The sequence below is a fragment of the Bacillus cereus genome, assembly GCF_002567495.1.
Lineage (GTDB): Bacteria > Bacillota > Bacilli > Bacillales > Bacillaceae_G > Bacillus_A > Bacillus_A cereus_AQ.
Genome location: NZ_NVAP01000014.1, coordinates 36,960 through 60,353 on the forward strand (window position 1 = coordinate 36,960; position 23,394 = coordinate 60,353).

The window sequence follows — 23,394 nt, forward strand, 5'->3', positions numbered from 1 at the left end:
TAGTGTATTTTGTCGAATTGTTTAATAATAAAGAGAATGATTGGAGCGCTTATACTTGAAGAAAATAAAGAAACTATCAATCCCTAATGATGCTAAAGTTATCGTCATATCTGATATTCATGGAGAATTAAATCTTTTAAAAGAAGCACTACATAAAGTTAACTTTAAAGATGAAGATTATTTAATTATTAATGGAGATCTTTGTGAGAAAGGAAGAGATAGCGTAGGCGTAGTGAGCTATGTCATGAATCTTGTAAAGAACAATTCAAATGTTCACGTTGTTGAAGGGAATTGTGAAGTTTTAGTTGATGCTCTTCTAAATGAAAACCCTCGTCTTATTAATTATTTATGTGCGAGAAAGCATTCGATTTTTAATGAATGGCTAGAGAAATTGGATTTTTTAGTTCATGAAGGCACTTCAATTCGTGAAGTGAAAGAAGCATTGCTAAGTGAATTTTCACAAGAAATATATTGGCTAACAGAGCTGCCGACAGCGATTGAAACAGAAGATTATATTTTTGTACATGCTGGGCTAGAAGATAGAGTAGATTGGAAAGAAACTGAGCGCAAAAATGCGATAGCAATGCCAGAGTTTTTTAATAAATCACATAAAGCAAATAAGTATGTAATAGTTGGTCATTGGCCTGTCGTGAACTATTCTGAAGAAGCACCGTCTAACAATCCAGTTATTGATAAGGAGAAAAAAATTATTGCAATTGATGGAGGAAATGCAATTAAAGAAGCAGGACAATTAAATGCATTTATTATTCAGAGGAAACCAACAAGTGATATGTTTTCTTATACATATGTAGACTATTTTCCAGAGTATGAAGTAATAGCGGATTTTAATGCGAATTCAGAAATGCAGGGCGGAGTGACATATCCGTATTATTACATAGAGCCTATCGAGAAGATGCAAGATTACACAATATGTAAGCAAAAGGAAACAAATAAATTACTCACTGTAAAAAATGAATATATGAAACAACTTGAGTCAGGTGAATATACAGTGAAAACTGATATTTCTTGTGCGCAAATAAGCGTTAGAAAAGGAGATATCGTTTCTCTCATTGATGGTAGTTGTTCAGGATATGATTTAATTAAAAAAGATGGTGTAGAGGGGTGGATAGAGAAAGGCATTTTGCTTGAGATGAAAAAGAAGGAAAGCAATATATTGAGCTGAAATAGGAGGGATGTAACCTCCTATTTTTTATTGCCTATTTTACGCCTTCGTACTTCAATTAACCTTTTAAATTAGTGGATTGCCTGCTGTCTTTAATAAGTAAATAAATCGTACTCGGTAGAATGATAAGCGTCATTCCTAAAATAATAGTTAGTATGCCATAACCTCTATAGGGAGCAGAAACGATAAACGGGAGTATCGCTAAAAAAACACCTGCTATGATCATTGAAATACTACAAATATTTGAAGCTTTTTTCAAGATGCTTATGATTCCATTCCAATGAAACTGTTGATTTATTCGTATCAATTTTGGAACTGAAATAACCCATTAAGATAAATAATGAACCTAAAGCTATAAACATTAAGTGATCAAGAGGGAGCGAATAACCAAAAGCAATGAGGGAAGTTATAATATCAACAAAAAATAAGAATAGTAAAATCGTATTGCCGATCCACAGAAGAAATTTCTGGTTACTCGCTGCTTTAGATAAAGCTAAAAATACAAAGAATAAGAAGGAACATATAATTATATTTACGATTACAAAAGTGCTTTTATCCATTGTTGATGTAGGCGTTCCATTGAAGTCCCATTTCGTAACAATATTTGATGGTAAGAAGAAATATAGAATAATATTTGTCGTAATAATAGTGAGAAATAAAGCAATACTAAATCGATTATTCACTGAATCACCAGCTTTCTAAATCAATAATTGGTATCTAATAACAAAATTATACAATATAATATATGATATTAGTTTTGATTTTTCTGAAAAAATATTATAATTATATATGAAATAAAGAGAAATGCAGGAGGAAATTATGCAAAACGTTGTATTAAAGGGGAAGAAAGTTACAATTCGTACAATAGAAGAATCAGATATAAAAACATTATGGAATATCATATTTAAAGAAGAAAGCCCAGAATGGAAGAAATGGGATGCGCCATATTTCCCGTTCTCAATGCAAGAATACTCTTCCTATAAAGAGAAGATGCAAACTCGTTTAAAAGAAGAACCACTGTCAAATTTAATTATAGAAAATAACGGTCAAATCATTGGGACAGTCGGGTTTTATTGGGAATATAAACCGTCGCGTTGGTTAGAGATGGGGCTTGTGATTTATGACCCAACATACTGGAATGGTGGTTACGGTACGGAAGTATTGACATTATATAGAGATTTGCTATTTGAAAAAATGGAGATTGGTAGAGTAGGAATCACGACTTGGTCTGGCAATGAACGAATGATGAAAGTAGCAGAGAAAATAGGAATGAGCTTAGAAGGTAGAATGCGAAAGTGTCGTTATTATAACGGAACATACTATGATTCTATTCGAATGGGCATGATTCGTGAAGAATGGGAAGCGCTATGTGTAACGAAGGGGTGAGAAAGATTGTACGCTATCATAGCTACATTTGATCGTGTGTTTACTAATAAAATTACAGAATTACACAATAAATTAACAAATGTAATTGGAACAAATCAATTAGCTGGAGTAGAACCTCATATAACGATTGCGGATTATAATGAGTTAGATGTTAATTTGTATATTGAAAAATTAAAGGAATTTGTAGCTATTCAAGAAAACATGTCTGCAGTCACTTTTCCTTCTGTTGGAACTTTTCCTACTAACGGTACGGTTTTTCTAGCGCCGACTGTTACCGATGATTTATTGAGACTTCATCATTTTTATCATGATCATTTCAAAACTTTTCATGATAATTCAAATTCATATTATGTACCAGGAAAATGGGTTCCGCATTGTACGATTGCGAATCATTTGAATTCAACTCATTTTTTAAGTGCGATGGAGTATATATATGAGAATTTTGATGTTACAACAGCTTCGATTGAAAAGTTAAAATTAATTAAGGTCAATTATGAAAATGGTTCTGCCGTTTCTTCTAGTATATTAGCAGAATATAATTTAAAGAGAATGGAGACATCGAGATGACATATGTAATTAGAGAAATGAAGCAAGAAGATATTCAGGCTGTACAATCAGTAGCGAAAATAGCTTGGCATGATACATATGAAGGCATTATTCCGAGAGAGATTCAAGATAGTTTTTTAGACGAGGCATATTCTGATGAAAAAATGAAATATCGTCTTAAAAATACACATTTATTCGTTGCGGAAGAAGAGGGAGAAGTAATAGGCTTTGCGAACTTTTCACCTGTTAGACTACAAAACGAAGCAGAATTAGGGGCAATTTATTTGTTACCAGATCAGCAAGGAAAAGGGATCGGAAGTGCTTTATTACAAAGAGGGATTAAGGCATTAAATGGGATACGGAAATTGTACATACATGTAGAAGCTGCAAATGAAAAAGGAAAGCGCTTTTATGAAGCGAAAGGTTTTGCTGAATTAGAGCAATTTGAAGAAGACTTTGAAGGACATATGATGCAGACAGTAAGAATGGTTTTATACATATAAGGAGGGGCAGAAATGAAAATATTTGATTTCAGTGAAAAAGTAGGAAAGCACCTATCAGTATTTCAATCTAATTTCATCATGTCGAAAATATTAAACCATCAAGGAAATGTACATATCGGTGCTATGCATTTACGAGAGAATGGAATCATCGGTTATCACGAAGCAGTTGTATCTCAACTGCTTCTTATTGTGGACGGAGCAGGATATGTGTGTGGGGCAAATAAAGAAAAGATAAAGGTAGAGGCGGGACAAGCTGTGTTTTGGGAGAAGGGAGAGCTCCATGAAACAAGTACAGAACAAGGATTAACGGCAATTGTTATGGAAGCGGAGAATCTTGAACAAGGGATAGTAATGCCTATTATTCAAGGGGAGTTGTGAAAAATGATAATTAAGGCAAATCAAGAAGATACCAATGAAATATTAAAATATGCGGCTCAAGCGCTTTTTGAAGGGACGAGAGGGAATTGTCAATTAAGTACCGAGAAAGCGATTGAAATTACAAAGCCGATTGTAGAAAAAGGAGCATATTATTTAGTCATTAAAGAAGCAAATAAAGTAATGGGATGGGTATTAATAGGGGAAAATACAGACTATTTTTCTCGTGAAAAACTTGGATTTATATATGAATTGTACGTTTTCCCGGAATATCGCGGGAGAGGATTATCGCGAGAACTGATGGAAGCTGGTATTAAGGAATTAAAGGAGAAGTATTCAGAAATTCGGTTGAATGTATTTGCTGGGAATTTTGCAAAAGAGATGTACGAAGGGTTTGGGTTTGTTGAAAGGCAGGTAATTATGACTTTGAAGGGAGTATTATAGTCGGAATGGGAGAAGAGAAAATAATGATTTAGTGGCTACTTTACCGCTGGAATTTAAAGCCAATAAGTCCTTATAAATATATAAAATAGATGGTTTGCCTTTATTTTATAGTAGATTGATAGAGTATGCTTAAAAATAAATAAATTACTATTATACAATATATCGTTATTATAGTAAAAGAGAAATTTTGGAAAAATATCATTTTTTTGTTTAGAAATTTTTAAATTATTGATATAATCAATTTGTAGAATTGATTATTGGTTAATTTTACTATTTTTGAATTTTAAGGGGGATTTAATAATGGCAGGACAAATTCGTATGTCACCAGAGGAGCTTAAATCAAAAGCGACTCGATATGGACAAGGTGCAAATCAAATTGAGGACATTTTACGTCAACTACAAAACTTACAAAATGAATTAAGAGGAGAATGGGAAGGTCGTGCTTTTGAAGGTTTTGACCAACAGTTCAATCAATTAAAGCCAAAAGTACAAAACTTCGCACAGCTATTACAAGAAATTAATATGCAGCTTAATAAAACTGCAGAAGCTGTTGCTAGACATGACGAAGATCTTTCTCGTAATTTCGGTCTACAATAAGACAGATAAAAAGAAATATATAATTTAGCCATGCAACCATACGTTGTATGGCTAAATTACTTTAAAATTAGAGTAAGATACGAAGTCTTTCATTAGATAGACTCGCAGTCACAGGAGTGATAAGTAGTGAAAAAGTTCAAATGGAGTATCTTGTTGTTTATTATTTTAGCTCTTGTACTATCAACAGGAGTCTCCTATTTAGCATTAAATCAAAATGTTAAGAAAGCTAATGAGAATACTACACCAAAAATGACAGTTGCGTTGGTAAATGAAGATCAGGGCACTGAATTTGAGGGCAATAAAATAGCGTTTGGAGATCAATTTGTTAAAAATGTAAATAAAAATACGAAACAAGAATGGTACGTAGTTAGTCGCGGGGTAGCGGAAAATGGATTGAAAAATAATAATTACAATATGATGATTGTTATTCCAAATGATTTTTCTAGGAAGGCAGTTGCGATTGATTCGGAGCTTCCGGAGAAATTAACGTTAAACTACAAAGTAAATGCAACTGGGAATAAGGATTTGAAAGCTGAGGCAGAAAATACAGCTTCTGTTATTTTAGAAGATTTCAATAAGCAAATAATCGACGTTTATTTTGCAAGTATTATCGGTAAGCTACAAGGTGCACAAGATAATATAGGTAAAATAGTTGAAAAAGGAAACGTTCAAACAACTATGTATAAAAAAGATATACATAGTCCATTAGCAAATTACACCAATCAATTTAAAACAGTACAAGATTATACAGGTGTTTCTGTTAATAGTTTCAAAGGATTTCAGGATGTTTTAAAAGGTTTCGGTCAAGCGCTAGATGAAGGGAATAAATCTAACAATACGTACTTAGATGGTTTTAATAACTATCAAAAAATGCAAACTGATAACAATCTGTTAGCGAATAATTTCACAAATCAATTCAATCAATATATGAATGATATGAATACAGGCGATGTTTTAAAGCAATTAAGCGCATTGGAATCCGCCAATAAAAGTATTTCAAATCAATTTACGCTTTCAGAGAAAGAACCAAATATTTTAGCAGATGCTTCAGCAATTCAAAAATATTTAGCAGATGTAAAAAAACAAGTGTCTGAATATGATACAGAACTTGCAGGAAAGTTAGAAAGTGATATTCAAGAGACGGTAATTAAGAAGTTAAAGCAATCTATGTCCAATGATGGAAAGCAAGAAATCTTCATAAATACATTAATGAAACAACCAGATGTTCGAATAAAGAAACAAATCGAGAATTTAATTGCGAAATTACCTAGTTTAAACATGGAAGAAATCGGTCAAAGTGAGTTACCAGATGCAACGAAATTACAACTGCAAAATGTAATTCAATTTACAAAAAAATATAATAAAGAAAATAATTTTTATTATGATCCTGTAAATAAAATATCTTTAGGAAACGCTATTAAAGAAGTAAAGGATAGACTTTATACAGAGGGAATTACATTTAGTGATACTGCTAAAGTAATTAAAATGGAATCTTCGCAAATTTTGAAGATAAAGATTCCAGAAGAATTTAAACTAGATGGAAGTACAGGATTCTTACATATTGATGATGTGGATCGTACAAGTGACTTTCTTCAAAGCGAAGCAGGAGAAATTACAATAGCTCCTCGTAATGAAGGGGATATAAAGATTGATCTGCATGTGAAGTTAAAAGATCCAAACATCAATATAGATGTTTTCTCTCTTGTAATGTGGCAGTGGGAATTGAGTGGGAATCATAAAAAAGAAACTATTTCTGAAAAAGAAGAACCTAATAAAGAAGATAAAGGAACACAAACTGAAAACAGCAAGGTGGAAAATGTGGTTCATAAATCACAGTATGGCATAATGCCGTTAGTACACAATGCTAAAACGCCTATTATTCAAAAAACAGAACAGAGTAATAATGGTAACAGTGTAAAGCCTGATGTAGGAGGAAATCCAGATACAGGAGAAAAACCTGATGCAGGAGGAAAACCTGATACAGGAGAGAAGCCAGACACTGGGACAGATAACGGCAGCAATTCAAAAGTTATTGAAAGTACAACGAATCAAGTTATACATCAAAAAACAGAAAAAATAACAGATATTACATCTAATGTATTAATTAAAGAAGCAGTAGATACAGTCCAAAGTTATCAAGGTTTAATGAGCCTTTACGAAATGTATTATGGGATTGATTTAAGAACGAAAGATGTAGGTCCTAAGTTAGAAGAAGGAAGTTTAGATGCAATTGCGACGGATCAATCTTTGTACTACGTATTAAATAAACAAAGCTTAATTGATTTAATTTCAAATCTTGTTTCATCAAGTATTACGACAGAAATAAAGCAAGATATGTCAGGTTTAAAGCAAAAAATAAACTCTTATCAACAATCTATTACTAGTGCGGATCAAAATTCTATGCTACTAGCGGAGAAATTAAATGGAACGACGCAACAAGCGACTAGTATGAATGAAAATTTAGGAGAGTATGTAAAAGGTTTAGCGAAATGGCGTGAGAATAGCTTAAAGCTAGTTGAAGAGCAGCAAGTAGTAACAACAAATCATGCTGGTGAGCAAACGGCTGTTTTATCGTTAGATTCTGGTATTAAATCATTAATGATGCAAAGTCAGTCATTGGTCGAAAGTTCGAAGCATAGTTTAGCAACATCAGACGATGTATATAAAACATTTGATCAAATTAATGGACAAGCAAAAGAAATTCAAGACAGCGGAACGACAATTGTTTCAAAAGCTGATTTATTATTAAATGACTTTACAAAGAAAATGGAAGATGATAAATCATTCTCCAAAAACTTTACTAAAATTTTGGCTAATAGCCGAATTGGTGATCGCCAAAATGAAATGTTATATCAATTTTTATCTAGTCCAGTTCAGAAACAAAATGATGGAGTCATTGTAGCTGGTAATGCTTTTACACCATATTTAATTGTATTAACTTGTTTTATTGTTGCATTATTTACAGCATACGCAATTGCGAATCAAGAAAAGAAACGAATGCAATCAGATCATTTTGAAGAGAAATTCTCATTAATTGATATGAATGTACCAACTACAGTAGTAGCTTTCGGTATATCAATTGTGGAAGGGATTAGTATAGGTATCATTTCTGGGCGTCTTTTAAAGTTCGGTCAGGATCAAAGTTTGCTATGGATTGCGTTCATCACATTTATTATGATGGCGTTTGTATTGGTCTCAACCTACTTATTACGACAAATAAAAATGGTAGGAATGTTTATACTATTAGTATTTTTAAGCATGTACCTATTTTTAACTGAGGCAGTTGGAAGTAAAGTAGATCAAATGTCTTCTGTCGGAAAGATACGTCAATTCTCACCGCTTCAGTATATAGAAAGTTTTCTAAATGATTTTATTAGTGGTAAAGATACTGGGAAAGTTATTTTTGTCGTATTGTTTGTAATTGCCATTATTGGATTGGTTAGTAATCTATTTGTATGGCATAAGAAATGGGAGGAAAAAGAAGTAAATGATCAAACAATGGAGCATAGTGGCTAAGTTATCATTTCTCTCTATCCTTTTACTGTTTGTCGCGCTACCGATAAGGAGCGCGGCTGACAGTTATCTTGGTGATGATGGGAAGATTAAGTTTAAAGTGGATCGACTTGAAGAAAGCGACCAAGAAAAAAATAAAAAGGAACATAAGGAAACAGAATTAGATAAAGCATCGATTGAATTATTTAACCAAGATATAGAAGAAGAAATTGAGAAAAAGAAAAAGAAAGAACAAAAAGAGATGGAAGCTTTGCGAGATTCTCTTTTTATAAAACAAAAAGAGAATAATAGTGTTAAAGATACGAAAAATAGTTTGTTTAGCAGTGAATACATTGTCAGAAAAAGTGCAGATGAAGTAGCGAGTAATGAAACAATGAATGAAGAGCCAATTAGTATAACAATAATATTATTATTTGGCGGCGGCATTCTATTTATTTGCATCGGTATTTATATGGTTCTTCGTAAAAGTTGGAGGTAAAGCGATGGCAATACAAACACATATTAATGTAACAGTAGATTTTAATAAATGGAATGGAAATACATACGATTTGCGTATTCCGAATCACCAATCTATTAAATATTTATTGAAAAACTTATTAGATACGCTAAAGATTGATAATCATGAAGGTTCACATTTTGTAATTAAAGTGAAAAATAAGTCAATTGTTTTAACAGATAATGATCGTTTAATTGATCACCAAATAACAGATGGAGATATTTTGCAAGTTTTATAAAGAATATTTTTTACTTTTAGTTATTTGAAAATAAGTTATTACGGGTTATAAAGAAAAGGAGAAGAGGATAAACATGACGGAAAAAATAATTCAAATTGATGCAATGAACTATCAATTTCAAATAGAAAAAGAAAATTGGAAATTGGAGATGACCAAATCTCAAACACGTATAAAAGACTTCCGTCAATTCGATATAATTACGGGCGTATCATCTGAATTTGTACCATTAACAATAGAAGAAACGGATGATATGTTTACGTTTCTATATCAAGTAGATAAAAAATTATATAAGTGGGATGATCTTAGCCGCTTTGGAAGAAATGAGAAATTAAGACTACTTCGGAATGTTGCGCAGTTTCGTAAATATTTAAATAAACGAATCACGTTCTTTTTACATCCAGACAACATAGTTTTTAATGCTAATTTAATACCAAGTATTATACATAGAGGAATTCGAGATATTGTTCCACCAACCCCGTTATTAGAAGAGCAATTTTTAACACAATATAAGTGTCTAATTATTGCTTTATTCTCCCAAAAACATAACTTTGATGATTTGTATGCTGGGTTACTAAAAGATGCAAAAGAAACAACATTTGAACAGACCGTTGCTCAAATGGAAAGCTTAGATGCATTACTGCAGTTTCTTGATGACAGCTTTGAGAAGGAGCAAACAAAAACAGAAAAAAATATGCAGTTAGTACCTAAAAAAAGCTATAAATCGTTTAAATACTTAGCTTTTTCCTTCATAGCGGCGACAGTTATTTTAGCTGCTCCTTTAATATATTTCACTTTTATAAAATTTCCTTATCAAAATAAATTATTAGAAGCAAATGCAAGTTTCATAGCAACTGATTATGACAAAGTCATTACGCAATTGAATGAGGAGGAGTTTGAATCATTACCGATTGCATCTAAATATGAGTTAGCATTTGCATACATTACAGCTGAAAAACTAGGTGAAGCTCAAAAGAAATCGATTATGAAAAACATTAGTTTGAAAAGTGATGAAAAGTATTTGCTGTATTGGATGTATAACGGAAAAGGTAATTTTGATAAATCATTAGATTTAGCTAAGACACTTGATGATCCTCAGCTTATTATGTACGGCCTTGTTAAACAAATTGAATCACTGAAAAATAATCCGGATTTATCAGGAGAAGAACGTGATCAAAAGTTAAAAACATATGAGCAACAATTAGATGAATATAAAAAGAAATATGGCAATTCATCAAGCGATAAAAATTTGTCGGACACAGAGAAAAAAGAGTAAGCACTTGATGAGACAGTTGAAAAGGAGCAGTGAACACGGATGGAGCAACTATTAGTATTGACTTATGGAGACAAAATATATAAGTGCACATTACATCCAAATGAGCAATCAATAGTGTCGATTGGAAAAGAGTGGACAAATGATATTACGAATCCAAGTTTAGAACAAGAAGTAGAGTTAAAGTGGAATAATGAAGTAAATGCTTGGATGGTACAGGATCAATTAATAGAATTTAATAAGGAAATTGAGATTGGGAAAACAAGAGATGTGAGCTTAAAAATCTTTATATCTATTGTTGGCACAACTAAAGTGTTTGATATCGGAACGAAACATTCTCTTACAGTGAGTCAAAACGATTACGATGATATTTCTATTACCGGGACTAGTGTAGATTTAATGCTATCTCGCGAAACGTTGTACGATTCTTTTAAAGTGAACGTGTATGGCGGGGATGTATTTCATAATTATACGAAGTTAAAAGATAGCGTTATGTTGGAATCAGGAGATGTATTATATTTTGATGGTATTTTATTGGAGATTGGTAGTGAAGACATTCAAGTACTTTCTTCAGAAAATAAGGTGAAATCTGCGTTACCTATTTTAGTAGGATCAGAAACAAATTATCAAAGTGGTTATCCAGACTATCATCGTTCACCACGTATTATTTACCGTGAACCAGAAGAGAAAATGACAATTGCAAAGCCTTCAAGTATGCCATCAAAACCAACGGAGCATTTAGCAAGAATCATTGCACCTTCACTTGTCATGATTGTCGTAACTGTATTACTTGCTATTTTCATGAAATATGGAATGTTTATTATCGCATCGATTGCGATGACATTAGTAACAATCATTGTTTCTGTCACATCGTATATTAAAAATTTGAAGCAATATAAAGTCGACATTGTTGAACGAGATAAAAGCTATAGAGAGTATATAAAACAAAAAACGAAAGATTTACATGCAGAAAGTGAAAAACAGCGTCACGCATTACATTATCACAATCCAAATGTAGAAGTAATACGTAATATGGCAGTTCAAGTAAATCCTAGAATTTATGAAAAAACAATGTTACATCATGATTTCTTAACATTTAGCGTTGGAACAGGACAAGCTAATACGAGTTTTGAAATTCAATTTAATGAAGAAGAATTTAGTCAAACGAAAGATGAATTAATCGATATAGCACGTGAACTAAGACAGCGTTATCTATCATTGGAAGATGTACCAGTTGTAACAGATTTAATGAATGGACCAGTCGGTTATATTGGCCAACGCTCTTTAGTGTTAGAGCAATTACAATTATTAGTTGCACAAACGGCTTTATTCCATAGTTATTATGACTTGCAGTTTATTACTATTTTTCCGGAAGAAGAAAAAGAAAAATGGGATTGGATGCGCTGGTTACCTCATGGAAGTGTTCGCGATATAAATGTACGTGGATTTGTATACCATGATCGTAGCCGTGATCAAGTGTTAAATAGTTTGTATCAAATATTGAAAGAACGAAAATTAAAACTAGATGAAAAAAGTTCTACTAATGAAAAAATGTACTTTGCACCGCACTATGTCGTTCTCATTACAGATGAAAAACTAATATTAGACCATGTTGTTATGGAATTCTTTAATGATGATCCGAGTCAATTAGGTGTATCACTTGTATTTGTACAAGATGTTATGCAAAGTTTACCGGAGCATGTGAAAACGGTAATAGATATAAGAGATGCAAAACAAGGGAACATCATCTTAGAGCAAGGAGAGCTTGTTAACCGTCAATTTAAACTAAATCACGTACCGAAAGGGTTCAATTTAGAAGATATTTCACGGGCATTAGCACCATTAAATCATTTGCAAAACTTAAAAAATAGTATTCCAGAAAGCGTAACATTTTTAGAAATGTACGGCGTTGAAAAAGTAAAAGAACTGAATATCACAAGTCGTTGGGAGAAAAATGCAGCGCATAAATCTTTAGCTGTACCACTTGGATTACGTGGTAAAGAAGATATCGTAAACTTAAACTTACACGAAAAAGCACACGGACCACACGGATTAATAGCAGGTACAACAGGTTCAGGTAAATCGGAAATTATACAATCGTATATTTTATCTCTAGCAGTCAATTTCCACCCGTACGAAGTAGCCTTTCTACTCATTGACTATAAAGGCGGCGGTATGGCGAATTTATTCAAAAACTTACCGCATTTATTAGGAACAATTACGAACTTAGATGGAGCACAAAGTATGAGAGCGCTCGCATCAATTAAAGCTGAATTGCAAAAAAGACAACGCTTATTTGGAGAAAATGATGTAAACCATATTAATCAGTATCAAAAATTGTATAAAGAAGGCTTAGTAAGTGAGCCGATGCCACATCTATTTTTAATTAGTGATGAATTTGCGGAACTGAAGTCAGAACAACCAGAATTTATGAAAGAGTTAGTTTCAACAGCGCGTATCGGTCGTTCACTCGGAATCCATTTAATATTAGCTACGCAAAAACCGAGTGGTGTTGTAGATGATCAAATTTGGAGTAACTCGAAATTCAAACTAGCATTAAAAGTGCAAAATACATCAGATAGTAATGAAATTTTAAAAACACCAGATGCTGCTGAAATTACATTACCAGGACGTGCTTATTTACAAGTTGGGAATAATGAAATTTATGAACTATTCCAATCAGCTTGGAGCGGAGCAGACTATGTAGAAAACAAAGAGGATAAAGAACATTTAGACGCAACAATCTATGCAATAAATGATCTAGGACAATATGAAATATTAAGTGAAGACTTAAGTGGACTTGGTAGCAGTAAAGAAGTAATAAGCGTACCATCTGAACTGGATGCTGTTATTGACTACATTCACGATTACGCAGAAATAAATGAAATTGAAGCGTTAGCTAGACCGTGGTTACCACCACTTCCAGAAAGCGTATATTTACAAGACTTACACGCTATTCAGTTCAAAGAAGCATGGACGAAAGAAAAGAAACCATTACAAGCAACAATTGGTCTACTAGATCAGCCTGAATTACAATCACAAACACCATTAACACTAGATATTAGTAAAGACGGACACGTAGCGGTCTTCTCAAGTCCAGGCTACGGAAAATCAACATTCTTACAATCAGTCATTATGGATGTAGCTCGTCAGCATAGTCCGGAGCATTTGCATGTGTATTTAGTGGACCTTGGAACAAATGGCTTAATGCCATTAAAATCTTTACCGCATGTGGCAGACATCATTACATTAGACCAAGTTGAAAAATGCGAGAAATTTCTTCGTCGCATAGAAGACCTATTAAAAGATAGAAAGCAATTGCTAAGTAAATATGGTGTTGCGAGTCTTGAAATGTATGAGAGAGCTAGTAAAGAAGTATTACCAACAATATTAATTACGTTAGATAACTATGATGCTGTTAGAGAAGCTGGATTTGTCGAAGACTTTGAACGCATTATTGCACAAATTGTACGTGAAGGGGCAGCAGTAGGAATTCATTTAATGCTTACGGCTACACGTCAAAATGCATTGAGAGTACAAGTAAATACAAATATTAAACTACAAATTGCTCTATATATGATAGATGAGGCAGAATCTAGAGCTATTGTAGGAAGAACAGAGTTAAAAATTGAAGAATTAGCAGGCCGTGGTTTAGTTAAAATTGACGAACCAACAATCTTCCAAACAGCTTTACCGACAAATGGAGAAGATGTCCTTACTCGAATTGAAAATATACAAGCTGAAGGAAAAGAGATGGATTCCTTCTGGGATGGAGAAAGACCGAAAGCAATTCCTATGGTACCTGAAGTTCTGGAATACAAGGAATTCATTGCATGGCCAGAAACAAGAAAAATTATTGAAGCAGGCAAACTAACATTTGGTGTAGAGACAGAAAACGTTACGCCTCTCGAATTAGATTTAACGGAAGCGTCTAATATTGTTGTAGGGGGAATTAAGAAAGATGAAGTTGAAAATGTAGTTCATCAATTCCTTCAACAGTTAGCAGACAGTGGACACTTTGACCTAGGTTTAATTGATACAAGAACACGAAATTTCTCAAACTATAGAGAGAGCGCTGCTTTATATGTAGCTGAAAAAACAGGAATTGAGAAAACGATTAAACAAGTTACAAACGCTTATAAATCGAGAGAAGCGGCGTTTAAAGAGGAGCAGGAAGCATCAAGTGAAACAGTGAATCCGGCAGAATTTATTAAGAAATTTAAGCCGATTGTAATCGTAATTGCAGATGTAAATGATATTTTAAGTAATTTAGAAGATAGCGATATATATAGTTTAGCGGAATTAATAACAAATGGTGCATTTATGGGCATCCACTTCGTAATTGGCTGTGATGTTGATTCAATTGACAGTCGATACGACTTAGTTTCAAAAACAATAAAAACGCAATCTCATGTTATTTTACTTAGAAAATCATCAGGCCAAATGGTCTTCGATGTATCTAATAAAGATTTAAGTAGTACAAAATTAAATCCATTTGAAGGGTATTTTGTTGAAAATCGTTTTGCTACTAGAATTAAAGTGCCAACTATTTAAGGGGGGATTTGCATGGGGATAGAGGAATTAAATAGTCAAAAATCTGGTTTATTAAGTAGTATAAGTCATCAACAAGGGCAATTGGCTGAACTACAAATGAAACTAAGAAGGCTAATAACTGCTAAAGGGAAATTTGTAAATAATCTTGAAGCAATTAAACAAAATCAAGAGCAGTTTAAGACCTTAGAAATAAACGAGAGTAGTTGGAAAGGGCAAAGAGCAACTACTTTTAAAGAAACATATGAACAACAAGTCATTTCGAATTTAGGGAAGTTTATCGGAGAACTAGGGAGAGTGCAAGAAGACATCGATCAAGCTATACGGCGGCTTGAAAGAGAAATCGCTACATGTGAGTCTAGTATTCTTTCTCTAAGTAGAAGTGTTTCAATGGTTGACGCTAGTATTCAAGTAGAAGTACAGAAGGCGGGGAAATGATAAATGGGGGAAATTAAATTAAATAAAGGGGTATTTGATGCGAAAGTAAGTGATTTGAAAAGTGGTGCTAGTGATTTAGGGAAGACTAAATTTAATGGTATGCAGTTACATCGTACGAATTTAAGTAAACTGAAAAAATATTGTGAAGCGATTGAAAAGTTATCGAAAAAAGTGCAGCAATATGAACAAATACTACAAAAGGATATTAGTAGAATTCAGCAAACAGGACAAGAAATGGTTCAGCAAGATGAAAAGCTTGGAAAAGATTTGAAAGACAGTTCAGCTCACCGTGCTATGTAAAGGGATAGGAGGGGGAAAATATGAGCAAAATCATAGAGTTACAAGAAGTAAAAGAACTGCAAGAGCGGTTTAATTCAAGTGCTGAAGAGTTAAATCAACATTTGGAAACATTGCAGCAAAAAATAGAGGAGTTTACACAAATTAACTCTTTTCAAGGGAAAGCTGCTGATACTATTAAGAATCATTTATCTACAGTTCATGGAGCTGTTATCACTGGATTTACAGTTACAACGGAAATGTTAAAAAGTCAATTTCAAAAAGCAGTAGAGGAGTTTAACAGTCAGGTCGATAGCGATGCAGATGCAAAAATTCATGGAAGTTATTTGGATGATGTAAAGAAAAAAGTTAATGGATATAGTGAGGGATTTAGCCACTCTAATGAAGAGGCGAAAAAAACAGTAGGTACGATTAGTGACATCGTCGCAATTCAATATCCATCATCATCAAGCATCACTGAAGGCACTGTAAAAAGCCAAAAAGAAATCAGTGATACATTAGAAAAATTAGAGACTTATAACAGTAAGCAAAGTGACCTGCAAGAGTTTGATGAATTAATGCGTAAGATAGATGAGGGAATGAAACAAATAAAAGTGAATAATGGGAATTTGTCTATCGCTTCAATAGGGAAGTTATTAGCTGACACATCAATTGGAAATATCATTAAGGGATTGGCAGATGGCATGACTAAGTTTGATATTGGGAACAAGGGAGCTAAGGCTACTTTAAATGCCTACATACGTATGCATTATGTTACAAAGAAATTGGGTTTGGAAGTTCTTTTCGATCCTAAAGGCCGAAAAGGTAAAGGGGCATATACATTATCGACTTCTAAGAAAGAAGATATGGTTTTAGCAGAAAGAATACTTAAAATGGATAATAAAGATGACGTTTTATTCAAATATTTAAAGGATAAATTAGAATTTAAATTCGAGGGTTTGAAAACAACAAAGGAACAAATAAAAAAGGCACGCAGAAATATTTATAAATTACCAGAGTTTCAAAATTATGCGGATTTTCAGATGGATCGGGAGAATAAAGGATTGCCTACCGCGATTGGGAAAAAAGGACTGAGTTCATTTAAAGCTGCTTGGGCAGATGGCTTAAAAGATATTAATCCTATGAAATGGAAAGAAGCTTTTAAAGGCCTGGGTAAAGCAGGCGGATTCTTGAAAGGAGCAGGTATCTTTGGAGCGGTTATGTCAGTTGGAGGTAATGTTGTTGATGCTAAAGAAGATGGTTGGCAGTTAAAAGATGTAGTGGATATAACAACAGATTCAGCTGTAGATATTGGAGCAAATGCTGGAGCGATGGCAGCTGGTGCTGTAGCAGGATCGTTTTTCCTTCCACCACTTGGTACTGTGGTTGGAGCTGGTACTGCAGTATTTGCTACCTGGGCGATGAATTATAAATTTGAAAAGCTTGGGGGAGACAATCTAATTGATATTACTAAAAAAGGAGTTAAAAATGTAACTGAAAAGATAGATGAGAAATTTAAAATTGGGGAAAAAATAAAATCTATATTTTGGTGATTAGAAAGGTGTATATAAGTAATGTGGAATATAAAAGAAGAGGGTTTAGAGAAATTTAGAATGACATGTAGAAGCCGTTTAAATCCTGAAGGTGTCACTGGATTTATGCTCGGAACAATATTTTATACTTCATTGTTCATGATTATTATTTTTTGGGGGGGAATAGATTATTATACCGCTGTGTTTGATAAAGTAATTGTTAGGGTTGAATTAGTGTTATATGGTTTGCAAGTAATGTTTTTAATTCTATATTTATTCCCTAAAGCGCGTTTTAAATTTCAAAAATTACAAACGCTCGTTATATTATTATATGCATTTCAACTTGGAACTATCGGATGCACGTTATTTGTTCTTTCTGGAATGATTGAGCATTCAATTGATCTCCATACACGTATTTATGTAGGTCTATTAGTATTAGGTGGAATAATTGTTCATATTGTGACAACAGTTGATACATTTAAACAAGCAAGCGAAGGTGCATTTAGTAGTGGGGACAAATCAGCTTCATTTTTTAGTCAAACAAAGGGACATGTTATACGAGGTGCTGTAATTTATGTGTTAATTCTTCTTGTTTTGATTTATATAAATAATAATTACTCATTAAACACAATGTTTGGTTATGTTATATGTAATGTTGTTATGTATGCAGTGGCCATTGGTGCAGCGGAATTTCAATTATTGGCTTATTGTAGATTTAAGTTCCCTTCATTTAACATATCATGGGAACAACATAAAAGAGAGACTCCAAGATATCAAAAGAAAAATAAAAAAGGTAAATCAAAACGTAAGGCGTAAAGGAAATGAGTATAGTAGATTTAAATGTTCGTCATTTACTATAATGTGGAAGGAATATGAAGGAGAGCGTAAGTGACATTTGAAGAAACATAAAAAATATAGCCAAGAGAAAGTATAGTAAAAGGAGTAGTTATTATGAAAATTCAATATAAAGCATTATCACTTTTAAATTTAATTAGTATTACTCAAATTGTAAAAAAAGAAGATTGGTTATTACCTGCTATCGCACTGAGAAATCGAGTTGTTCATAATGGAATATATGCAGTAGGTCCTGTTCTTTTTAAATATCAGCCATTGGAAAATGAACCAGAGTACGGTGAATATACGTATTCTGTTCCAGTAAATGAGCGTGTTAAATTAGGAGAGAATTCTGCATATGAATACGTTGATGGATTAATTATTGAAGAGGCATTATGTGTTCGATTTACAGATGAAGATGGTGATATTGAGGAGGCTTATAATTTAATACATGAGTTTGCCGAACAGCATCATATTAAATTAGAAAACAGTTTTTATCACGTATGTTTAGATGTATACGGTGACATGTGGTTAGATATTTATGCTCCTATTATAGAAGTAGGTGAAACAATAAAATGATAATAGAAGGACAAAGTATTGCATATACAAATGTAGTTTCGAAAGAGTACTATTTTCATTACGAAGATATGGAAGAAGCAATTGAACATTTTATGTCAGAAATTGCAACAGCGAATTTAACAGTAAAAGGTCCGATGTTTTATGCTTTGAAAAATATACCATCTGATGAAAATATGTACGTTGAATTATTCATGCCAGTAAATGAAGATAAAATTCCAGCATCAGAAACACTTCAATTTAGGAGTTATTATTATGTTGATGAGATGCTCATGAAACGATATACGGGAGATTATGAAAAATTAACAGAGCAGGTATATGGTGAAATGCTTCTGTATATGGAGGATAATAATCTGAATTTAGCCTCGCCAATTTATCATGTGTTTAGCGGTGATGAGTCTTTACAGTATGTTGAAGTGAAGATTGCTGTATTTAATGAAGAATAATATTTTAAGCTTGTGACTTTTAAAATATGGAAATATCATAAAAGAAATAGTTTTGAATAGGATTTGGGGAAATAACATAAATAAAACCTTCTCTTCTCGTTAGAATGAGGAGGTTTTTCGTTCTCAAATCTATATGAAATTAACTTAATATTTCGACACGTGATTTTCAACGGGCTCATTCTATATTGGTAGTAGTTACGTGCTATAGTTCGCTTTGTTGCTATTTTGAAGGGGAAAGTTTATTCAAAAGTCAATTTGTAAAGAGAGGAAGGTGTTACTTTGAATAAGGAGCGGGATGTTTTGAAAACAGAGAAAAGTTTTTTTGAAAGGACAATAGTATCTATATATAAAGCGTTAGAATTTATAATGAAATATACAATGATTCTAATAATAACAATGTCAATATTTGTGATAATTGCTGCTGTTTATTTTAAAATATATGAGGGTATAGGGGCGGGTGTATTCCTCTTAATCTCGTCATTATTTGCATATTTGGTATTTTTTAAGAAAAGTAAAAATGCCTAAATTAATAGCGAAAATAAAATTTCAAAGATTAACAACTATAATACATTATTTGAAGAGGGAAAGTTCTGAATATGGCATGAATGTATAACAGCAAGAAAACCTTCTCTTTTCATTAAAATGAGAAGGTTTTTATATTTAATCTACATGATTTAAATGAATGTAGTTAAAGGTGGGACACTTGAATGTGCAATGTAAAAAGAAGATTCAGATAAATCCCGGGTGATATATAAACATTGGTGGAGTCCTGAGGATGCTTTAGGGTTTATGATAGGAACAATAAGGGAACGTAATGAAACTAAAAATGCCTAGAGTAACTGGTGACAGTATGAAGTTAAAGAGGAAAGCGAAGCAAGATTATGTGAATTATGAAAAGTCTTTTCATAATAATAAATCATTCTAAGGGATTTGATTTGTTTTGAAGAATTGAAGGTCAATTTGCAGCTAAGTTTAAAATGTGGCGGAATGAGTTTGTTAAAAAATAAAATAGATGTTTTGAAAAATGGTATTAATGAGAATTTATACTTTTTATCCTGTACGATGAAAATGGGGATATTTCGGTATTTTTATAGTTAGGAAAAAGTTATTCTAAAAGGAGTAAGTTGGGTGAATCATAGACGCAAGAAAAAGAAACCGAAACAAATAAGAAAAGAAGCTGTTCAGATAAAAACGATAGTAGAAGAAAAACCACTAAAGAAGAGTAGCAACAAGTTAGTTGATATTTTCCTAGGTATTCTTCTTTTTCCAATTCTTATATGGGCTGTCTTGGAAGGTTGTACAACACAATTAAGCAAAGGGAAGACTTTCCTTATTATCGTTTTCTTTCTCTTAATTGCAATAGGGTTATCTATGATAGGAAACAAATAAGGGGGAGTGCAGATGTTTAAGAAGAAGGAGAAAAAAAACATTTACGTTAGATTGGTAAACACACAAGGGGAAATCATTCGAGAGTTTAATTGTACAGAAAAAGACTTGCGAAAAGTAAAAGAAAATGGTACTGAAATTCGTTTGGTTGGAGATAACTCATATGAGATGGTAGCAACCGATGAACAACTAGAAAAACTAGCAAGAGCTGAAGCAGAAATTGAAGCGGAAATTAAGGCATGGGAAGATGCTTTAAATGAGAGTTTGGAGGAACGCGAAGAAAGAGAAGCGAGACAGAAGGAATTGAAAGAAAAGAATAAATGGAGTACAAAGAAGAAAGTAATCGTATTTGGACTCATATTCTTTGTAGTTATTGGATTACCTATTATCGAAGGGTATCAAAATAGTAAATTAGTTGAAGAAGGTACATCATTACATGCAGAAATTGTAGGTAGGCATGTAGAGAAGGAATTCATGTTTACACACCCCACATTAGTAGTTGAGGTAGATGGTAAAAAGCATAATTTATGGGTAAGTGAAGAGACATATAAGGGAGCAGAGTGGTTAGGTAGACTAAAAGTCATCAAAACAAAAGATGGTAAAGTTGAGAAAGACCCTAGATATGAGGGTGAAGACTTAATTACGAGTTATTAAGCAGTAGGTTTTTAATATTCGCTTCTCTCAAATTAAATAACATTATTATTTGCAAAAATCGAATCCATTAAAATAAAAACAAATTTAAAATAACTGTAATAACCTCCTAGCATATTGTTGATGGGAGGTTATCACCTTTCTGAAGATAAAATTAAAGAGCTTTATTATCTCGATACAATTGTGATGACAGTAATGTTTTTACTAAGTGAGTGCAGTTTCGGGGGAAACAAAAATAGAGTATGAGGGATATGCTTAAGTGAAAGAGAGAAGAATATTTAGAGCTTTTGAGGAGAAAGAAGGCTATTTGAACTATCAAAAGCATTCTGATTATGTACGGTAATTAATGTAGAGGTAATATTATCTGAATATAGTTACGCAAAGATGAATGTACTTAAAAAGTTAGGAATGTAATGGGATTTTAGTGCCTGGAAATTATTTAAACTGTATAGAAGGTGAAAAACTGAATGTGGAACATAAAAGAAGAAGATTTAGATGGATTTCGAGTAACATGTAGCAGCCGTTTAAGTCCTGAGGGTACTTTAGGTTTTATGATAGGAACAATAGTGTACGTTTCAGTTATGATGTTTTTTCTTATTGGTACTTTAGTAACCTTTGGTTGGGATTACTATACTACTTTATTCGAAAAAACAATTGTTAAAATTGAACTTGTGCTATATAGCTTACAAATAATTTTTTTAATTCTATATTCATTTCCAAAAGCTCGATTTAAATTTCAAAAATTACAAACGATTGTCGTGTTATTATATGCATTTCAATTAGGTACAATATTATTCACAGCTCTGATTCTTCCTGGAATGTCTGATTATACAATCGACGGAATTACATTAGTATATGTAGGCTTCTTATTTATAGGAGCAGTGATTGTTCATATTGTGACAACGATTGATACGTTTAAACAGGCAAGTGAAGGTACATTTAGTATGAATGAAAGATCCGCTTCCTTTTTTAGTAAAACAAAAGGAACTATGATGAAAGTAACTTCAATATACGCATTAATCCTACTTATTTTGATTTATTTTCATAATGATTATGCGATTGATACTTTTATTGGATATGTAATAGGTACTGTTTTACTGTACACAGTAGCCGTTGGTGCAGCGGAATTCCAGTTATTGGTGTACTGTAGATTCAAATTTAAATCATTTAATATTACGTGGGAAGAGAATGAGAGAATGCGTGGGAGAATTCGAAAACAAAATACAAAATCCAAAACGAAAAGTAAATAAGGGTGAAATGTATTACTTTTCAAAAAGGAACATAATGAACTTAAAAAAATGCTTAGGGAAATCAACGGGGTGTCAGTATGAAGTTAAAGAAGAAAGCCAAGATGATGATAGTTCTGTCAATAATAGCAAATTTATTAAGTGGATGTGGTTTTGGGGAGACGAAGATAGAGTATGAGAGATTAGTAAAGGCATTGGATGAAGGTGATATGAAGACGGCTATGTCTGCGAGTGATGATGGGTATGCTTATGTGAAAGAAGAGGTTAGGGATAGCACGTTTTGGGCGGAAAATGATAATCGCATTAGCGTTGTATATCAAACAACAGGAGGAGTATATAATGTCAAAGAAAAAAAGTTCTATGGAACAACTTTGCAAGAAATTGCTAGTTCATTAAATAGTGAGCAAAAAAAAGAAGAGATTGTATATAGAACTAGTATTAAATATGAAGATAATCAATTAAAAAGTCCAGATCAAAATTTGGATGTTTCGAATGTTCGATTTATATTTAATAGATTAAAGGGAATAGATAGTTTAAGAACCAAAAAAGATAAAAAAAGATTTAGTGAGTCATCCAAGGTAACATATTACTTAACTGAATCGGAATTTCAAGAAATAATTAATAACAAGTTAAAGGTGGACTACGATAAATTTGATGAAGCAATATTATTAATGGAGTTTAGTTCGGCGAAAGATTCAAAAGAAAATCCAATGGAATTCACTACAATAAGCATCACAATGGGATATGAAAAAAAGAATAAAGAAGGCCGATTAATAAGGCATGATCAAAAAATAGCAATCTATTTAAATAGTAAAGAAGATAACGATAAAGCTTCTAAAACCCGATATGAGAAGTATGAAAAACAATATTCAAATAGCAAGTAATGTATAAAATAAGGGGAAAGGT

23 protein-coding genes and 1 pseudogene are annotated in these 23,394 nt (G+C 32.6%); 23 read left to right on the plus strand and 1 reads right to left on the minus strand.

The window, feature by feature from the left end:
- Positions 1 to 55: 55 nt before the first annotated feature.
- Positions 56 to 1,183 carry a metallophosphoesterase gene (locus COK05_RS07120; protein WP_141538934.1) on the plus strand — a complete coding sequence of 376 codons (1,128 nt, stop codon included), beginning with the start codon at positions 56 to 58 and terminating at the stop codon, positions 1,181 to 1,183.
- 58 nt (positions 1,184 to 1,241) lie between these two features.
- Here COK05_RS07120 and COK05_RS07125 read toward each other — a convergent pair.
- Positions 1,242 to 1,866, minus strand: a pseudogene (locus tag COK05_RS07125) (DUF1648 domain-containing protein).
- 136 nt (positions 1,867 to 2,002) lie between these two features.
- Here COK05_RS07125 and COK05_RS07130 point away from each other — a divergent pair.
- The 22 genes from COK05_RS07130 to COK05_RS07240 all read left to right on the plus strand — a co-directional run bounded on the left by COK05_RS07130 (position 2,003) and on the right by COK05_RS07240 (position 23,372).
- Positions 2,003 to 2,569: a GNAT family N-acetyltransferase gene (locus COK05_RS07130; protein WP_001181853.1), complete on the plus strand. Its 567-nt coding sequence runs from the start codon at positions 2,003 to 2,005 to the stop codon at positions 2,567 to 2,569.
- A gap of 6 nt (positions 2,570 to 2,575) precedes the next feature.
- Positions 2,576 to 3,136, plus strand: coding sequence for a 2'-5' RNA ligase family protein (locus COK05_RS07135; protein ID WP_098612024.1), 561 nt, complete (start codon positions 2,576 to 2,578; stop codon positions 3,134 to 3,136).
- Positions 3,133 to 3,618, plus strand: a complete 486-nt coding sequence (locus tag COK05_RS07140; protein WP_098612025.1) for a GNAT family N-acetyltransferase — start codon at positions 3,133 to 3,135, stop codon at positions 3,616 to 3,618. Before COK05_RS07135 ends, COK05_RS07140 begins: the two co-directional genes overlap by 4 nt.
- A gap of 12 nt (positions 3,619 to 3,630) precedes the next feature.
- The gene (locus tag COK05_RS07145; protein WP_098612026.1) at positions 3,631 to 3,996 is read left to right on the plus strand and encodes a cupin; all 366 of its coding nucleotides are present in this window, start codon (positions 3,631 to 3,633) and stop codon (positions 3,994 to 3,996) included.
- 3 nt (positions 3,997 to 3,999) lie between these two features.
- The gene (locus COK05_RS07150; protein WP_098612027.1) at positions 4,000 to 4,437 is read left to right on the plus strand and encodes a GNAT family N-acetyltransferase; all 438 of its coding nucleotides are present in this window, start codon (positions 4,000 to 4,002) and stop codon (positions 4,435 to 4,437) included.
- Positions 4,438 to 4,737: 300 nt separating this feature from the next.
- Positions 4,738 to 5,034, plus strand: a complete 297-nt coding sequence (locus tag COK05_RS07155; RefSeq protein ID WP_000918601.1) for a WXG100 family type VII secretion target — start codon at positions 4,738 to 4,740, stop codon at positions 5,032 to 5,034.
- A gap of 153 nt (positions 5,035 to 5,187) precedes the next feature.
- On the plus strand, positions 5,188 to 8,550 hold the full coding sequence (gene esaA / locus COK05_RS07160; protein WP_141538941.1) for a type VII secretion protein EsaA: 3,363 nt from the start codon (positions 5,188 to 5,190) through the stop codon (positions 8,548 to 8,550).
- On the plus strand, positions 8,522 to 9,025 hold the full coding sequence (gene essA / locus COK05_RS07165) for a type VII secretion protein EssA (protein ID WP_098612029.1): 504 nt from the start codon (positions 8,522 to 8,524) through the stop codon (positions 9,023 to 9,025). Before esaA ends, essA begins: the two co-directional genes overlap by 29 nt.
- A 4-nt stretch (positions 9,026 to 9,029) precedes the next feature.
- Entirely contained in the window at positions 9,030 to 9,281 is a 252-nt protein-coding gene (locus COK05_RS07170; protein ID WP_001007566.1) for an EsaB/YukD family protein, read from the plus strand.
- A gap of 73 nt (positions 9,282 to 9,354) precedes the next feature.
- A complete protein-coding gene (gene essB / locus COK05_RS07175) occupies positions 9,355 to 10,554 on the plus strand; it encodes a type VII secretion protein EssB (RefSeq protein ID WP_063536166.1) in 1,200 nt (399 codons plus the stop codon).
- 39 nt (positions 10,555 to 10,593) lie between these two features.
- Complete coding sequence (gene essC, locus COK05_RS07180; protein ID WP_098612030.1) at positions 10,594 to 15,105, plus strand: type VII secretion protein EssC; 4,512 nt, start codon at positions 10,594 to 10,596, stop codon at positions 15,103 to 15,105.
- A gap of 12 nt (positions 15,106 to 15,117) precedes the next feature.
- Positions 15,118 to 15,540: a YwqH-like family protein gene (locus COK05_RS07185; protein WP_098612031.1), complete on the plus strand. Its 423-nt coding sequence runs from the start codon at positions 15,118 to 15,120 to the stop codon at positions 15,538 to 15,540.
- Between the two features lie 3 nt (positions 15,541 to 15,543).
- On the plus strand, positions 15,544 to 15,840 hold the full coding sequence (locus COK05_RS07190) for a TIGR04197 family type VII secretion effector (RefSeq protein ID WP_000503886.1): 297 nt from the start codon (positions 15,544 to 15,546) through the stop codon (positions 15,838 to 15,840).
- Between the two features lie 20 nt (positions 15,841 to 15,860).
- On the plus strand, positions 15,861 to 17,369 hold the full coding sequence (locus COK05_RS07195; RefSeq protein ID WP_001990254.1) for a T7SS effector LXG polymorphic toxin: 1,509 nt from the start codon (positions 15,861 to 15,863) through the stop codon (positions 17,367 to 17,369).
- A 21-nt stretch (positions 17,370 to 17,390) separates the two neighbouring features.
- On the plus strand, positions 17,391 to 18,164 hold the full coding sequence (locus COK05_RS07200; RefSeq protein ID WP_098291291.1) for a hypothetical protein: 774 nt from the start codon (positions 17,391 to 17,393) through the stop codon (positions 18,162 to 18,164).
- A gap of 135 nt (positions 18,165 to 18,299) precedes the next feature.
- Positions 18,300 to 18,761 (plus strand): DUF5085 family protein, encoded by a 462-nt coding sequence (locus tag COK05_RS07205; RefSeq protein WP_098612032.1) that lies wholly within the window; start codon positions 18,300 to 18,302, stop codon positions 18,759 to 18,761.
- Complete coding sequence (locus COK05_RS07210) at positions 18,758 to 19,204, plus strand: DUF5085 family protein (RefSeq protein WP_000582716.1); 447 nt, start codon at positions 18,758 to 18,760, stop codon at positions 19,202 to 19,204. The genes COK05_RS07205 and COK05_RS07210 overlap by 4 nt, the downstream gene beginning before the upstream one ends.
- A gap of 279 nt (positions 19,205 to 19,483) precedes the next feature.
- Complete coding sequence (locus COK05_RS31630) at positions 19,484 to 19,729, plus strand: hypothetical protein (protein WP_046392640.1); 246 nt, start codon at positions 19,484 to 19,486, stop codon at positions 19,727 to 19,729.
- A 603-nt stretch (positions 19,730 to 20,332) separates the two neighbouring features.
- Positions 20,333 to 20,593 (plus strand): hypothetical protein, encoded by a 261-nt coding sequence (locus COK05_RS07220; RefSeq protein ID WP_097998241.1) that lies wholly within the window; start codon positions 20,333 to 20,335, stop codon positions 20,591 to 20,593.
- A 12-nt stretch (positions 20,594 to 20,605) separates the two neighbouring features.
- Positions 20,606 to 21,244: a hypothetical protein gene (locus tag COK05_RS07225; RefSeq protein ID WP_141538936.1), complete on the plus strand. Its 639-nt coding sequence runs from the start codon at positions 20,606 to 20,608 to the stop codon at positions 21,242 to 21,244.
- 464 nt (positions 21,245 to 21,708) lie between these two features.
- Positions 21,709 to 22,491, plus strand: coding sequence for a hypothetical protein (locus COK05_RS07230; protein ID WP_098327465.1), 783 nt, complete (start codon positions 21,709 to 21,711; stop codon positions 22,489 to 22,491).
- A gap of 77 nt (positions 22,492 to 22,568) precedes the next feature.
- On the plus strand, positions 22,569 to 23,372 hold the full coding sequence (locus COK05_RS07240) for a DUF3952 domain-containing protein (protein ID WP_119683232.1): 804 nt from the start codon (positions 22,569 to 22,571) through the stop codon (positions 23,370 to 23,372).
- The last annotated feature ends 22 nt before the right edge of the window (positions 23,373 to 23,394 follow it).

Bases quoted from the DNA above. Each gene is read 5' to 3' on its own strand.
- COK05_RS07150 (WP_098612027.1), top strand. From the start codon at position 4,000: ATGATAATTAAGGCAAATCAAGAAGATACCAATGAAATATTAAAATAT.
- COK05_RS07225 (WP_141538936.1), top strand. From the start codon at position 20,606: ATGTTTAAGAAGAAGGAGAAAAAAAACATTTACGTTAGATTGGTAAAC.
- COK05_RS07140 (WP_098612025.1), top strand. From the start codon at position 3,133: ATGACATATGTAATTAGAGAAATGAAGCAAGAAGATATTCAGGCTGTA.
- essC (WP_098612030.1), top strand. From the start codon at position 10,594: ATGGAGCAACTATTAGTATTGACTTATGGAGACAAAATATATAAGTGC.
- COK05_RS07205 (WP_098612032.1), top strand. From the start codon at position 18,300: ATGAAAATTCAATATAAAGCATTATCACTTTTAAATTTAATTAGTATT.
- COK05_RS07185 (WP_098612031.1), top strand. From the start codon at position 15,118: ATGGGGATAGAGGAATTAAATAGTCAAAAATCTGGTTTATTAAGTAGT.
- COK05_RS07130 (WP_001181853.1), top strand. From the start codon at position 2,003: ATGCAAAACGTTGTATTAAAGGGGAAGAAAGTTACAATTCGTACAATA.
- COK05_RS07190 (WP_000503886.1), top strand. From the start codon at position 15,544: ATGGGGGAAATTAAATTAAATAAAGGGGTATTTGATGCGAAAGTAAGT.
- COK05_RS07230 (WP_098327465.1), top strand. From the start codon at position 21,709: ATGTGGAACATAAAAGAAGAAGATTTAGATGGATTTCGAGTAACATGT.
- COK05_RS07145 (WP_098612026.1), top strand. From the start codon at position 3,631: ATGAAAATATTTGATTTCAGTGAAAAAGTAGGAAAGCACCTATCAGTA.
- COK05_RS07200 (WP_098291291.1), top strand. From the start codon at position 17,391: ATGTGGAATATAAAAGAAGAGGGTTTAGAGAAATTTAGAATGACATGT.
- essA (WP_098612029.1), top strand. From the start codon at position 8,522: ATGATCAAACAATGGAGCATAGTGGCTAAGTTATCATTTCTCTCTATC.
- essB (WP_063536166.1), top strand. From the start codon at position 9,355: ATGACGGAAAAAATAATTCAAATTGATGCAATGAACTATCAATTTCAA.
- COK05_RS07210 (WP_000582716.1), top strand. From the start codon at position 18,758: ATGATAATAGAAGGACAAAGTATTGCATATACAAATGTAGTTTCGAAA.
- COK05_RS07240 (WP_119683232.1), top strand. From the start codon at position 22,569: ATGAAGTTAAAGAAGAAAGCCAAGATGATGATAGTTCTGTCAATAATA.
- COK05_RS07170 (WP_001007566.1), top strand. From the start codon at position 9,030: ATGGCAATACAAACACATATTAATGTAACAGTAGATTTTAATAAATGG.
- COK05_RS07155 (WP_000918601.1), top strand. From the start codon at position 4,738: ATGGCAGGACAAATTCGTATGTCACCAGAGGAGCTTAAATCAAAAGCG.
- COK05_RS07195 (WP_001990254.1), top strand. From the start codon at position 15,861: ATGAGCAAAATCATAGAGTTACAAGAAGTAAAAGAACTGCAAGAGCGG.